The sequence below is a fragment of the Ferdinandcohnia sp. SAFN-114 genome, assembly GCF_059415045.1.
In genome coordinates this window covers 39,136-53,932 of sequence record NZ_JBPFDQ010000003.1, presented here as the reverse complement: position 1 = coordinate 53,932, position 14,797 = coordinate 39,136, and the positions used below count along the sequence as shown (strand labels likewise).

Sequence of the window (14,797 nt, the reverse complement as noted above, 5' to 3'; positions counted from 1 at the left end):
GATATCGTGTACTTAGATATATTAGTAAGCGGACTAGCTGTTGGTTGTATCTATAGTTTAATCGCCATGTCTTTCAGTTTGATTTTTCGGTCATCTGGAGTGTTGAATATTGGTACTGGCGAGTTTGTGATGATCGGTGGATTAGTAGGATATTCAGTTATCAGCAGTTTTTCGGCAAATTATTATGTGTCTATCATTCTAGCAATGTTAATTGCTGGTATCGTTGGTTATCTAGCAAACACACTTATTTTTCATCCAATCCAAAAGCGAGGCGGTCAGGACGTTCATGTCCTGATTGCCAGCATAGGAATTTTAATCAGCCTACCTCAATTAGGTGCTTTGATATGGGGGGCTGAGCCTTTAAGCTATCCAAACAATATTTCGCAGGGCCAAGTCAATATTGGTGTAACACAAATCTCCGGAATGAGCTTCCTCGTTATTGTATTAAGTATTATTGTAATGGTAGTCTTCCAGATTTTTTTCCGCTATACACGTCTCGGGCAAGCGATGAGGGCGATTGCGGACGATCGGATTATGTCTCAGTTACTAGGGATAAACAACCATAAATACATCGCCTTCATTTTCCTTATTGCAGGAGGATTAACAGGGGTAGCTGGTGTGCTCCTTGGACCTATCTATTACGCTTCTTATGATATGGGGACTATTGGGGTTAAGGCTTTTGCCGCAGCTGTTGTGGGAGGATTTGGAAATGTAACGGGTGCTGTTATTGGTGGCATCTTACTTGGGCTTATTGAAGCTTTTGGTGGTACCATGATCAGTTCGCAGTTCCGTGATTTAATCCTTTATGTGATATTAATCGCAGTTATGTTATTTCGCCCAACTGGTATTTTGGGAATTAAACAACGGAGGGATACAGCATGAGTCAATCCGTAGTGAAGAAATATGGGACATTAATCGGTGCCTTAGCGATTTTAGCGTTACTCGCTTTCTTTGTTCAGTCGAATTATATGTTGTCTTTACTCTCGCAAGCAGTTATCTATACCATCCTTGCCGTTTCACTGCAGTTAATCTTTGGCTATGTAGGACAGGTAAGTTTAGCTCACGCTGGTTTTTTTGGAATCGGGGCTTATACTTCAGCTATTTTAACCTATCATTATGACTGGAATTTCGTCCTTGCCTTTTTAACAGCAGGGGTTGTTGCTGCTCTAGCATCACTCATTTTATCACCTATGGCCAAGTTAAATGAAACCTACTTTGCCATGTCAACTCTAGCATTCAATATCATTTTAACTATTATATTTGCCAACGGAGGCAGCCTCACTGGAGGGTGGAATGGACTTCCAGGTATCCCATTTCCGAATATTTTCGGTTGGGTAGTAGATTCAAAGAAAGAATTTTTTATTCTTGCCTCTCTTATTCTCTTGGTTCAATTTTTCTTTGTTATCCGAATCACTCAAGGAAGGCTTGGCCGTAATTTCCGTGCTATTCGTGATAACCAGATGGCTGCTTCCTCACTGGGCATCGACATTGGAATGACAAAAATCAAAGGCTTTATCTTAGGTTGTTTCTGGGCTGGTTTAGCGGGAAGTGTCATGGTACATATGTATGCCTTCGTCAGTCCTGAGCCCTTTTCCTTCCATGAATCTATAACCGTTGTTCTTATGGTCGTACTAGGTGGTCTTGGTTCATTTTTCGGGGCGTTTCTTGGGGGCTTCGGGGTTACGTTCTTAAATGAATTGTTAAAGGAAATCCCACTTTACCGTCCTATCATTTATGGAATTTTTATTGCAGTAATGATGATTTTCTGGCCTAACGGATTATATGGCCTAGTGAAAAAATTCAAGAAACAGACGATGGAATCCATTATCAAGTACACGAAATTGGATTTGAACTTAAAAAATTACTTGTCCCAACCGTTTAATACAAATCAGACCATATTGAAAATGGATCATGTTACAAAGCAGTTTGGAGGTGTGGTTGCTCTTAATGATGTGGATTTGGAAGTAAAGCAAGGTGAAGTATTTGGTCTAATTGGTCCGAACGGAGCGGGTAAAACAACTTTTATTAACACCATTACAGGCGTAGAGAAGCCGACTATTGGTAAAGTCACTTTCATGGACAAGGACATCAGCGGCAAGCCGATGCATTACGTTGGTGAAATGGGGATGGTTCGGACATTCCAAGTTAGTAAGCTATTTAACAGTATGACAGTCGTTGAGAATGTCATGGTTGGAACTTCGACCATGATTAAAAATGATATTGGTTTAGCTTTATTGCAAAATAAGCAGTTTCATCATGAGGAACAAGAGGCTTATAGCATTGCAATGAGCTTGGTGAAGCTGGTCGGCTTGGAAGATAAAGCGTTCGATTTATGTGCAAATCTTGCTTACGGACATCGCAGGCTAGTGGAAATTGCCAGAGCTCTTGCTTCTCAACCGAAAGTGCTGTTTTTGGATGAACCTGCTGCCGGTCTAAACCTTAAGGAAAGAGAAAATTTAAAGGACTTGATTATTCGTTTACGTAATGATTTTGGTATCACAATCTTCATTGTAGAGCATGACCTAAACTTATTAACAAAGATCTGTGACCATATGGCTGTTCTAAACTTTGGAAAGAAGATCGCGGATGGATTGCCTCTTGCTGTGGTGCGTGATCCAGAAGTTATTCAAGCGTATCTGGGAAGGAGAGATAAGAAGCATGCTTAATGTTGAAAATCTCCAAGCTTTTTACGGAAATGCACAGGCACTTGAGGATATCAACTTCACCTTAAATGAAGGGGAGATTGTCTGTCTCATTGGAAACAATGGGGCAGGTAAATCCACCACCTTGATGTCAATTAGTGGAATTGTAAAACAAAAGAAAGGAACCATTATTTTTAATGGAGAGGACATTACTCGACTACCACCTCATCAAATTGTTTCCAGAGGAATCATACAAGTCCCAGAAGGAAGAAGGATTTTCACTACATTAACCGTGGAAGAGAATTTGAAACTGGGAGGTTTCCTCAAACGAAAAGTAACTAAATCCAGAATAGAGGAAATCTATAGTATCTTTCCGCGTTTGAAAGAGCGCCGAAACCAATTAGGGGGCAGTTTGAGCGGTGGGGAACAGCAAATGTTAGCAATTGGCCGTGCTATGATTGGGGAACCGAAACTCCTAATGCTTGATGAGCCATCCCTAGGTCTGGCTCCACAAATCATTGATATGATCTTTGATTCTATTATTGCCCTACGAAAGGCAGGAACAACGATACTACTAATTGAACAAAATGCAGAACTAGCTTTGGATGTTTCCGATCGGGCTTATGTTATTGAACTTGGTCGTTGTGTCTTATCCGGAGAATGTGAAGCTTTAAGAAACGATCAGAAAATCCAATCTATTTATTTAGGATGAACAGGGGTATTTGGCTGATTTTTATCTTTCAAAAATAATATTGAGGTGATGTAAAAGATGAAAAAGTCTTTAGTTGTCGGTATTATCGGTGGAGGTATTGGTGGGGTAGCTTTAGCGCGCGCGTTACAACAAAGAGGGATTTCCTTCCACTTGTTTGAACAAGCAACAGAGTTTAGAGAAGTTGGGGCCGGAATCCAAATGACACCTAATGCTGTGAAAGTACTGAATTCTCTTGGTTTGGAAAATGCCATTCAGAGGGTTGGCTTTTTACCAGAAGCGATGGTTGGACGAAGTGGAGAAACAGGTGAAGAATTATTTCGAACTCCCTTAAAGGGTACGTTTGAACAACTGTTTGGTGCATCGTACTATCATGTACATCGTGCTGACCTTCACAGTATTTTAGCATTAGGTATACCAGAGGATAGTATTACGTTTAATGTGAAATGTGTAGACGTGAAATTAAAGAGTGATAAGGCACTTGCAGTGTTTGATGATGGAACTGAATTCGAAGCAGACCTCATTGTTGGTGCAGACGGAATCCGGTCTGCTGTCAGGGGCGCATTGTTCGGCCAGGATGTTCCAACATTTACTGGGCATATGTGCTGGCGTGCCCTTGTTCCGGTCGAAAATCATCCCCTCCCTTTCGTTGATCCGTCTGTGAACTTTTGGTTTGGTCCGAGAGCTCACGTGGTTACTTACTATGTCAAAGGTGGTAAAGCAGTCAATATTGTAGCTTGCAAAGAGACAGATGAGTGGGTGAAAGAATCGTGGACTGAACCTAGTACAACTGATGAACTTTTGGATGCGTACGAAGGGTGGCATCCTGACTTGATTAATCTGTTCAAACAAACAGATAATCTACAAGTTTTCAAGTGGGGCTTGTATGACCGTAATCCTATGGATCAGTGGTCCCGAGGTCATGCGACTCTCCTTGGAGACTCCGCACATCCAATGCTTCCATACTTATCTCAAGGTGCAGCGATGGCGATAGAAGATGCATATGTTCTTGCAGAAGCCCTAGATTATTTTGAAAGGAAAGTAACTGTGGCGTTAGACGCATACGAAGCAGAGCGCCGCAATAGGACCCGAAATGTGCAATTACAGGCCCGTGAAAGAGGACGTACCTATCATCTGGAATCCCCGGAGGAGCAACGCAAGCGTGATCTTGAAATGCGTGAAAGGCAAAATCAGAATCCGAATGCTGTTGGCATTAGTGCTGAGTGGATTTATGAGTACGACGCAATAGCATGTCGTCAACGTTTTGGGACATCGAACGCGTCAGTTTAGATGAAAGTAATGTTGAAGTGAAGCAAATTAGTTAAATAAACATCCTGCTTTACTAGAAAAAATAGAATCGTACTGATAAATAAAGCTGGATTATCAATTGTTGTAACAATAAGAGGTTCTAGTCTGGAAAAGGGTATAGATGTAGATGCGCTCTTTCGTGACTTGGCCTCTTGTAAGTTACGGATTTATTAGGAGTATTTGAAGGTTTAATAAGTTAAGTACGAACGAAAATGAAGGTTTGAACGATAATACTCTATATATGGGACTGAAATACATAATAGTTAGGGGGGAGCTAATATGGAGATCTATACAAAGGACTGTTCTCCAACTGAGCTCTATAAATTAATGTCCGGAACGGTTGTCCCTAGGCCAATTGCCCTCGTTTCCACCAAAAGTGCGGAAGGCATTTACAATGTTGCCCCATTCAGTTTCTTCAATGTCATCCACCCACCAATGGTTATGTTTTCGGTTGGAAATAGGAAAGGTAATAGAAAGAAGGATACTGTCCTTAATATTGAACAACATTCGGAGTTTGTCATCAATCTTGTTAATGCTGAAATGGCCCAACAAGTTCATAATGCCGGTTCGGAATATTTACCGGAAATCAGTGAGTTTGAAGAAGTAGGATTCACTCCAGCTACTGCCAAAGTTATTGATGGTATAGCCGTCAAGGAAGCTCCTATTAAAATGGAATGCAAGCTAGATCGCATTATTCAGGTAAAGGATAGTAATATGGTCCTTGCAGAGGTGGTTCACTTTGATATAGATGATACAATCTACCAAGGTAATTTCAAAATTGATTTTGAAAAGTTAAACCCAGTTGGCCGATTAGCTGGGAATATGTATACGAATATAAAACCATATTCATTAAAAAGAACTTATAATCCAGATAAAGTACTGAAATCATAAGCTCGTTTGATTTTAAACGATTTGGCATTTTTACCTAATAAGACGAATCTTTCTACTACGAATATTTTCTAACTCTAATGCCAGTCTTTCAACTGCCCACTAAATTCCCCCATAATATACCGCATATAATGCTCCATTGTAGGCAGAATTGTTCTGTCTTTTTATGGGACAGAGGGACAGGTCCCTCGTCCCAAAAGGAAAAATATGGTAGGTTACGGGACCTGTCCGTGTGACCCAAAAATAAGACCAGATGATTCTGGTCTTATTTTTGTATTGGGTTTATTTTATTGTTTATAAAATTTCTTTGCTCCTGTAAAGTTTAAATCAATAGCTTCCTTTACTTCTTCAAGATTGCGTAATTTAATGGCTTTAATTAATTTTGTACGAGAGTTAATGCTGTTCTCACGTGCACCAGGGACATTTAAGATTTTTACCATAGATTGATGGCGAAGATGGACAATTGTTTGCATTAACTTGTTGTAGATTTTATTGCCGCTACATGAGCCCATATACAGATCAAAGTCGTCTAATAACCGTTGAAATTCTTCGTTGTTATTTTTTGGGGTGTTTTTTAATTTCTTCATAATATCATCTAGTACTGTAATCTCATTTTCTGTCATGCGATCAGCTGCTTCTAAATAAACCTCAGACTCAATTAATTTCCTTGCAGCATAAACTTCCTCTAAATTATTCACTTCATCATGATACATCCAAAGAATAGTTTCAGCGGGCAGTACCGATTCTTTAGCGCTTACAAAACTGCCTTCACCTGGTTTGATTTCTATTAAGCCGATAAGTGCAAGGGCTCTCAGAGACTCTCGGATTCGTCCTCTGTTTACCTGGAATTCTTCTGCTAATAATCTCTCATTTGGAAGCTTGTCTCCAGGTTTTAATTCGTTTGAGATAATCCATGATGCAACTTGTTCTAAAATTTGCTCAGTTAAAGTTACTCTTTTAATTGGATTGATTTTTACCATATACAACACCCTTAGTGAATGAAATTTTTATTGGTACCACCAGAATACCACATTGTAAGCAAGAATAGAATTAAAATGATTAGGAATTATGTGAAAAGTTCGTGGATAAAACGGAGAAGAATAGAAAGGAAATGAAATTGTGTCTATTTATATAAATATATTAATTAATTAAAAAAATTTGAAAATTTGTTGAAAACGGAAAAACTACGTGGTAACATCAAATTACTGGTACTACCACAGAACCTTTTCATTATATGAAAGCGTTTTATCGGTAGTTTCGTTAATCAAAATAAATTCCCAAGGAGGAGAGTTGATTAAATATAATAAGTATTTTTTTTGCGTCTATGGTACTACCACAATACCAAACGAATTACATAGAAATTCCTAGTAATTGTAAAAAAATGAAAACTAAAAGCTTGTGCTCGTGTACGTAAGAGGTCTTTAAACTATTTTTTAACATTAATACCTTCACTAAGGAGGATGAGTAAGATGAGCGAGAAAAAATACCGAACACTAGTTATGCAACCGACAGATAGTGTTGCAGTTTCACTGCAAGATATTCCTCAAAATGAAGAGGTTAATGTAGAACTTTCTAGTGAATTATCAAAGAAGATTCTATTAAAGGACGAAATACTTTTTGGCCATAAATTCGCCATTAAGTCAATCCAAAAGGGAGAGACTATCTTAAAGTATGGAGAAATCATTGGCAAAGCGATTAGGGATATAGCAGAAGGTGAGCATGTACATGTTCACAATCTTGAAGGAACACGAGGAAGAGGTGACCAAATTGGAACTAAATAATGAAGGGAAGTTTTTAGGATATCGTCGTCCAGATGGTAAGGTAGGGGTGAGAAATCACGTTTTAATTTTACCGACAATTACTTGCGCAACACAAACGGCCCAAAGGATTACTGAACTAGTTCATGGAACAGTGACTTTTATCCATCAACATGGTTGTGCACAAGTTGGAGTTGATTATGAACAAACATTTAGAACGTACGTAGGTTTAGGAAAAAATCCAAATGTATATGGAGTTGTGGTTTTAGGGTTAGGCTGTGAAACACATCAGGCCAGAAGCGTTGCTGCAGAAATCGCTAAGTCAGGAAAACCTGTAGTAACCATCTCGATTCAAGACCATGGAGGCACATTAACTACTATTGCGAAAGGAGCACAAGCAGCTGCAAAGCTTGTTCAAGAGGCTTCCGCCCAACCAAGGGAAATATGTGATTTCAGTGAATTAATTATTGGTACGGAATGTGGCGGATCTGATGCATGTTCCGGATTATCTGCTAACCCTGCTGTAGGTGCCGTTAGTGACATGATTGTAGAACGAGGCGGAACTTCCATTCTAGCAGAAACGACAGAACTAATTGGTGCAGAACATTTGTTGGCAAATCGAGCAGCAAATGATCGAGTGGCGAAACGGGTATACGAGGTTATTGAGGCAATGGAAAATCGCTCTATTCTCATGGGAGTGGATATTAGAACTGGAAACCCTAGTCCTGGAAATATTGCCGGAGGATTAAGTTCATTAGAAGAAAAGTCCCTTGGAGCAGCAAATAAGGCTGGGAAAAGTGAGCTTAAAGAATTAATAGACTACGCCGAAGAGCCAACAGAAAAAGGTCTAGTGTGGATGGATACTCCAGGACATGATATTGAACAATTAACGGGTATGGTTGCTGGTGGTGCCCAAGTTGTCCTGTTTACGAGTGGAAGAGGCACACCAACAGGTTCACCGATTGCCCCAGTTATTAAAATTTCAACAAATACAGGTATGTTTGAAAGAATGAGTGACAATATGGACCTCAATGCTGGAACGATTATCGAAGGAACAGAAACGGTCCAAGAAGTTGGTAAAAGAATATTTGACGAAATTGCATTAGTTAGTTCCGGGAAATTAACGAAGGCTGAAATATTAAAACAACATGATTTTGGCATCTGGAGAATCGGACCAACCTTCTAATCTATAAAGTGTAATGTCACATTTTACATGATTCAGGAGAGATTACAAGTTTACTTGTTTAAAAATGAATAATAAGAAAAAGGGGTAATCGTATGGTGAGAAGATCTAAATGGATGTCTGTTTTGGTTGTTGCAATGTTGGTCGCCTTTTTAACTGCTTGCTCTTCAGACTCAAGTTCCAGTTCCGAAAAAGGTTCAGGTGATAGTAAAGGCAGCGATGAAAAAATTTCAATAAACGTTGCTTATGGAAATCAGCCAGGGGAGCCAATTGACTTATTAGCGAAAAAGTGGAAAGAACTAGCTGAGGAAAAAAGTAATGGAAAAATTGAATTAAAGCTTTACCCAAGTTCCCAGTTAGGATCTGAAAAAGATGTTGTTGAACAAGCAACTATGGGGAACAACGTAATTGTTATGGCGGGATATGATTTCCTAATGGATTATGTACCAGATGCTGGGATTCTGACTGCTCCGTATATTACGGATAGTGTTGATGACTTGTTATATTTAACAATAACCGACTGGTTTACTGAACTCCATGAAGCTTTAAACGGGAAGGGGATTCATATTGTTACAACAAATACTGTTTACGGTGAGCGTCACCTGTTAACTAATGATCCAGTTACAACACCTGAGGATTTGGATGGAATGAAAATTCGTGTACCTAACAACCAAATGTCGATTGCAACATTTGAAGCTTTAGGGGCAACAGCAACTCCAACACCACTAGGGGATTTATATACTTCCCTCCAACAGGGACTTATTGATGGTGCTGAGAATCCACTTCCAGTTCTACAAGGTGTAAAGGCACAGGAAGTTTCAAAACATCTCAGTCTTACAGGCCATCAAAAGTTCATTACAACTTGGATTGCTGGACAAAGTTTTATCGAAACCCTACCTGAAGATGTAGTACAGATTCTCAAAGAAACAGGTGATGAGGCTGGAGATTATGGTAGAGGTGTACTAGAAGAACAAACCGAGAGCGTTTTAGATGAATTTAAAGGTCAGGGCGTTGAAATACACGAGGTTGATGTAGAACAATTTAAGGAAAAAGTTCAAAGCGTATATGAAGAGTTTCCAGAATGGACTCCTGGTTTATACGATAGAATTCTAGAATTATTAGAAAATAGGCCTTCCTAATTAGTTCCATACTGAGAAAAGCTATTACCTTTTCTCAGTATGGCTTTATAGTCTTTACGTCAGGTACGGAAGTCTCCTAATCTTTTATTCTCATAATTAATTATTCTAGATTACAGGAGGGATAAGATAATGATTAAAAAATGGTTTAACCCAATTGATGATATCATATCCGTTATAGCAATTTCGGTAATATCGTTCTTGACGATTATTAATGTTATTTGTCGTTTTGTATTAAATAGCCCCATCTCGTGGGCAGAAGAAATAACACTTGGTTGTTTTATTTGGCTCGTTTTTATAGGGATAAGCTCTGCAATGAAAAGAGATGGGCATATCGGAGTAGATTATTTCATTCAAAAGATGCCGAAAGCCATTCGTAATGTGTGTACGATCATAGGTGCTGCGGCAATTTATTTTGTACTCATATACATATTTATATTTTGGGGTTTTGAGCTCGCTTCTCAAGCCGGAAGCAAAGTAACTCCTGTATTAGGAATTAGCTACACCTATATTGATCTTGCTGTTCCTATTGGAGGGTTTTTAACAGCTATTCATTTTACCATTAAGCTAATTCGTTCTTTCCAAACCAATCCAGAGAAAAAGGAGAGAGCATGATATGGCCTTAACTCTCATGTTAATCGTACTTCTGATATTATTCTTAATTAATGTTCCTATCGCATTTGCCATGATTGTTGCTTCGGCGTTTTATTTCTTCTTCTCGGATGGTTTTTCTACGATGGTCCTCATCCAAAGAATGATTGGTGGGGTAGAGTCTGTACCATTGCTAGCAATTGTTTTCTTTATGACTGCTGGAATTCTGATGAATTACACAGGTATCACTTCAAGGATGCTTCGATTTGCTCAAGTAATTACTCGACCACTCCCTGGGGGTCTTGCTCAAGTAAACGTTATTCTTAGTACCTTGATGGGCGGCTTGAGCGGTTCTAATATTGCAGATGCAGCAATGCAATCAAAAATCCTAGTGCCTGAAATGATTAAAAAGGGTTATTCAAAGTCGTTCTCTACTGCATTAACAGCATCAACTTCATTAATTACCCCAATCATTCCACCTGGAATTGCATTAATTATGTATGGTTATGTAGGAAACGTTTCAATTGGTAAATTATTTTTGGCTGGAATCATTCCTGGAATCGTTCTTTGTTTATCTTTTATGATTTACGTCCATTTCTATGCCAAAAAACATAACCTAGAAACGGAAAAACAAGACAAAATCACACTTAAAGAATTTTTGCTCAGTTTTAAAGACGCCTTATTAGCCCTACTTCTACCTGTTATTATCATTGGGGGAATTCGCTTTGGTGTATTTAGTGCAACTGAGGCGGGAGCATTTGCGGTATTGTATGCTTTAGTACTTGGAATGCTTGTGTATCGTGAAATGAAGATAAAACAGTTAATGGAAGCATTGCTAGAAACAGCACACACAGCAGCATCCATTTTAATTATTATTGCAGCAGGTTCTGCGTTCGCTTGGGTACTAACTTTGGAACAGGTACCACAAAGAATGACAGAGTTTATGGTTGGTAATGTTTCTTCTACCATTATGTTCTTTATCGTAGTCCTTTTATTCCTTCTAGTTATAGGGATGTTTGTTGAAGGAAACGTTTCAATTATTATTCTAACACCACTATTTATGCCGATGTTAATGCAGTATGGAATTGATCCAGTTCATTTTGGGATTTTCTTTATTGTTTGTATTAGTATTGGGACTTTAACACCACCTTTAGGGACAATCATGTTTGCAACTTGTTCAATTACCGGAACAAAAGTTGAGGAATTTGTGAAGCATAGCTGGCCATTTTTACTACTGTTGGTAATTGTAGCACTGTTGCTTGCGTTTATTCCTGCAATTTCTATGTTTCTACCAAATACACTATTCTAGACAAATTAAGGGCCTATATGGGATAGGTCCTTAATCTATTGGAAGGAGATATGAAAAGATGAGAACGATTATTTGCCAAAATCCTGGGGAAATGATAATGCATAAAAGGGAAGCACCCACATCTTTTGGGGAAAAGGATGTCCTGATTCGGGTGAAAAGGATCGGGATTTGTGGTACGGATCTACATGCATATGGAGGAAACCAGCCTTTCTTTCAATACCCCCGAATACTTGGTCATGAGCTTTCAGGGATTGTGGAAAGTGTCGGTGGAAATGTGCAAACTCTTGATATAGGAGATCAAGTCACGGTTATTCCCTACATGCATTGCGGTGAATGCATTGCATGTAAAAATGGAAAAACAAATTGTTGTACAAAAATGCAAGTGATTGGAGTACATATTGATGGGGGCATGACGGAATACCTAGTACTGCCTGGGAGCCATGTCTTAAAAGTAAATGAACTGTCATTAAATGCTGCAGCAATCATTGAACCTTTGAGTATAGGAGCTCATGCAGTGAGAAGAGCACAAATACAAAAAGGGGATAGTGTGCTGATTATTGGAGCAGGTCCAATTGGACTTGGCGTTGCAAGGTTTGCAAAACTGCAAGGGGCGAAAACAATCATGATGGATATTAGTATAGAACGCTTAGCTTTTGCTAAGGAATGGACGGGGTGTGACCAAGTATTAATTGCTGGAAATGAGCTTGAACTTGTTAAAGAACTTACGAGCATAAATGAGGGTGACTTACCTGCAATTGTTTTTGATGCAACTGGAAACAAGCATTCCATGATGAGCGCCTTCAATTACGTTTCACATGGCGGAAAGCTTATATATGTAGGCCTTATAAAGGATCAAATTACTTTTAATGACCCGGATTTTCACGCCAAAGAATTAACTCTAATGGGAAGCAGAAATGCAACAATTGAGGATTTCCAATATGTCATTGATTGCATGAATCAAGGTAATATTGATATTGACACCTACATTACTAAAAAAATTCGATTTGAAAAAGTCCCAGACTATTTCCAAGCCAAAATGTACAATACGAATAAAGTATTAATCGAACTTGATTAGGACCAATTTCCTTTCAAAGATAAGGGGCCATAGACAACTCAGAATTCAAAAAAAGCAAGAATCCAAGCTTCCTCTGGGACAGAGGGACAGGTCCCTGTCGCAAAAGGAAAAATAGGGTGGGGCAAGGGACCTGTCCCCGTGACCCACCACCCCAACCCAGCAAGTTGCCAAACTGAAAGTGGCACCATCTATTGGTGCAGAAAAATCCGCTCTGTTGGCAGTTTAATTTCAACGAGTGTGTTTCCTTTTTTACTTTCAAAGCTCATTTGACCTTGGAACTCGCTGGTGACGATACCTTGGATGATGGATAATCCTAAGGATGCAGACTTGGTCATGTCAAAGTTTTCTGGGAAGCCACGGCCATTATCTGTAACTGATAAGTAGATGGTTTGATCTACCCTCTTACATTTGATTACTATTTCTCCGATATCATCATCAGCAAATGCATGCTTAAAGCAGTTAATCACTAACTCATTAATTACCAGTGCGATTGATGTAGCCTTATTATACGGAATGAAAATATCATCAAGCTCTAGTTGAATCGTTACTTTGGGACTGTTATCGATAATGTGAATAATAGACTCGATAATTTGTTTTACATTAATGATACTCCTGCCTAATTTGTCCTTTGATAGAAGGTTATGAACGGAGGCAATGCTTTTGATTCGTGAAATAAGGCTATCAAGTAATTCATCAACAGGTTGCTCCGGATTGTTTGTTACAAACACTTTTTGTAAGGAAATCAATCCAACAATTGATTGTAGATTGTTCTTAATTCGATGATGGCTTTCTTGGAGAAGCGCGGATCTCCCCAATAATCTTGTATCTTCAATTGCAATTGCTGCATGTCGTGCCAGTGCTGATAAGAATTTCGTCTCCTCTTTTGAATGAACATATAAGTTTTCATAGGAAACCTGAATAAGTCCCGTTACCTGGGAACGTATCAAAACGGGAATACAGATAATTGTTTTGACATTCTCAACTTTTTCAAACAAAGTGGGATAGAACGTATCATTCTTATTTGCGTAAAAGACTTCATTGCCCTTCGCTATCTGTAAAATGGCATCTTGCGTTAGTTGAGCGCTGACGTTTTGTTTATTTTTATATTCGTAATCATCAATAATCGTCCATGTGATCTCATCAATTAATTTAATTGAACCGCTGTCAGCTTTCATCACTCTCGTAACTTCTTTCGCTAATAGTAACAAAACATCTTTCAACTCATATTCAGATGTAAGAAATTCGGCGGCCTTAAAGACAGCGTCAAGAACCGTTTGCGTTTCTTCGTCTTTATACTCATCATTATCGTTAAAATTGTAATTCTCAATTTTTTTAAGTAATTTTTGAGGATCGGCTTTTGCTTCATCTGCTGTCATTTCAGCAGTAATTTCTCCGTTGGCTACTACGGTTATTCGGTCGGCAAGTTTTAACGCATCCTCCCATTGTTTTGTAATGTAGATTATACTTTTGCCATCATTCTTAAATTGCTTCATTGTGTTATATAGTTTTGAAGCATTGCTATCAGAAAGACCTTCCATTGGTTCTTGAATCACAAGGACTTCGGGATCCTGCATAAAGCCCCGTGCAATATAAACGATTCTTCTTTCTTCATCCGAGAGGTATTTTATCTTCTTCCGATAGTCAAATTGAAAATCAAGTAGGGTTAACACCTTTTCTGCTCTTTTATTCACTTTTTTCCAATCGACAAAGGGAAGAAATCTCCGTCTTGGCAAACTAGATAAGTTAAGATTTTCAGCGATAGAAAAGTTTTTTATCAACAACGGTTTTTGTTGTAAAATAGCAATTTTATTTATTACATGTTTATCATTCGTTAGCACTTTGCCCTTTATTTTCATTTCACCATTCAAACTTGGTTTCTCTACTATGTTCTTAAGTGCCTGTACGAACACCTTTTGCTCAGAACTATTCTTTAGGATAAAAGCATGTATTTCAGAATATTTTAGATTAAAGCTAAGGTTATCTATATCTCCATCAGGACTTTTAAATGTTACACGATTACATTCCAAAATATACTCACTCAAGCATATACCCCCAATCGTAAGAAAACCGTGTTTTTTAAAATGGAAGGTACTATTATTTTAAAATAGTTTAATTACCTTATTTGATGATAAATCATTTTTATGAATACGACAAATCCAACTTTTTATTTCAAGTAGTTATATACTAGTAATCTTTGTT

The 14,797-nt window shown here is 38.4% G+C and carries 13 protein-coding genes; 11 read left to right on the top strand and 2 right to left on the bottom strand.

Annotation, left to right across the window (positions count from 1 at the left end; genetic code table 11):
- Nucleotides 1–6 precede the first annotated feature (6 nt).
- From ACR65M_RS01705 to ACR65M_RS01685, 5 genes are all read left to right on the top strand, one after another.
- Nucleotides 7–882 (top strand): branched-chain amino acid ABC transporter permease, encoded by an 876-nt coding sequence (locus ACR65M_RS01705; RefSeq protein ID WP_341333065.1) that lies wholly within the window; start codon nt 7–9, stop codon nt 880–882.
- Nucleotides 879–2,666: a branched-chain amino acid ABC transporter ATP-binding protein/permease gene (locus tag ACR65M_RS01700; RefSeq protein ID WP_341333064.1), complete on the top strand. Its 1,788-nt coding sequence runs from the start codon at nt 879–881 to the stop codon at nt 2,664–2,666. Before ACR65M_RS01705 ends, ACR65M_RS01700 begins: the two co-directional genes overlap by 4 nt.
- Nucleotides 2,659–3,354, top strand: a complete 696-nt coding sequence (locus ACR65M_RS01695) for an ABC transporter ATP-binding protein (RefSeq protein ID WP_341333063.1) — start codon at nt 2,659–2,661, stop codon at nt 3,352–3,354. The genes ACR65M_RS01700 and ACR65M_RS01695 overlap by 8 nt, the downstream gene beginning before the upstream one ends.
- Before the next feature lie 57 nt (nt 3,355–3,411).
- Nucleotides 3,412–4,641 (top strand): FAD-dependent monooxygenase, encoded by a 1,230-nt coding sequence (locus ACR65M_RS01690; protein WP_341333062.1) that lies wholly within the window; start codon nt 3,412–3,414, stop codon nt 4,639–4,641.
- A 297-nt stretch (nt 4,642–4,938) separates the two neighbouring features.
- The gene (locus ACR65M_RS01685; protein ID WP_341333061.1) at nt 4,939–5,550 is read left to right on the top strand and encodes a flavin reductase family protein; all 612 of its coding nucleotides are present in this window, start codon (nt 4,939–4,941) and stop codon (nt 5,548–5,550) included.
- A 284-nt stretch (nt 5,551–5,834) separates the two neighbouring features.
- On the opposite strand, the gene ACR65M_RS01680 is transcribed toward ACR65M_RS01685, so the two are convergent.
- Entirely contained in the window at nt 5,835–6,527 is a 693-nt protein-coding gene (locus tag ACR65M_RS01680; protein ID WP_341333060.1) for a FadR/GntR family transcriptional regulator, read from the bottom strand.
- Nucleotides 6,528–7,016: 489 nt separating this feature from the next.
- Here ACR65M_RS01680 and ACR65M_RS01675 point away from each other — a divergent pair, with 489 nt between their 5' ends.
- From ACR65M_RS01675 to ACR65M_RS01650, 6 genes are all read left to right on the top strand, one after another.
- Nucleotides 7,017–7,328, top strand: coding sequence for a UxaA family hydrolase (locus ACR65M_RS01675; RefSeq protein WP_341333059.1), 312 nt, complete (start codon nt 7,017–7,019; stop codon nt 7,326–7,328).
- Nucleotides 7,315–8,490, top strand: a complete 1,176-nt coding sequence (locus tag ACR65M_RS01670) for a UxaA family hydrolase (RefSeq protein WP_341333058.1) — start codon at nt 7,315–7,317, stop codon at nt 8,488–8,490. Before ACR65M_RS01675 ends, ACR65M_RS01670 begins: the two co-directional genes overlap by 14 nt.
- Nucleotides 8,491–8,582: 92 nt before the next feature.
- Entirely contained in the window at nt 8,583–9,626 is a 1,044-nt protein-coding gene (locus ACR65M_RS01665) for a C4-dicarboxylate TRAP transporter substrate-binding protein (protein WP_440272383.1), read from the top strand.
- A 129-nt stretch (nt 9,627–9,755) separates the two neighbouring features.
- Nucleotides 9,756–10,238 (top strand): TRAP transporter small permease, encoded by a 483-nt coding sequence (locus ACR65M_RS01660; protein WP_341333056.1) that lies wholly within the window; start codon nt 9,756–9,758, stop codon nt 10,236–10,238.
- A 16-nt stretch (nt 10,239–10,254) separates the two neighbouring features.
- A complete protein-coding gene (locus ACR65M_RS01655; protein WP_440272382.1) occupies nt 10,255–11,523 on the top strand; it encodes a TRAP transporter large permease in 1,269 nt (422 codons plus the stop codon).
- 58 nt (nt 11,524–11,581) lie between these two features.
- Complete coding sequence (locus tag ACR65M_RS01650) at nt 11,582–12,598, top strand: zinc-binding alcohol dehydrogenase family protein (RefSeq protein WP_341333054.1); 1,017 nt, start codon at nt 11,582–11,584, stop codon at nt 12,596–12,598.
- Nucleotides 12,599–12,786: 188 nt separating this feature from the next.
- Here ACR65M_RS01650 and ACR65M_RS01645 read toward each other — a convergent pair whose 3' ends face one another.
- On the bottom strand, nt 12,787–14,640 hold the full coding sequence (locus ACR65M_RS01645) for a histidine kinase dimerization/phosphoacceptor domain -containing protein (protein WP_440272381.1): 1,854 nt from the start codon (nt 14,638–14,640) through the stop codon (nt 12,787–12,789).
- Nucleotides 14,641–14,797 lie beyond the last annotated feature (157 nt).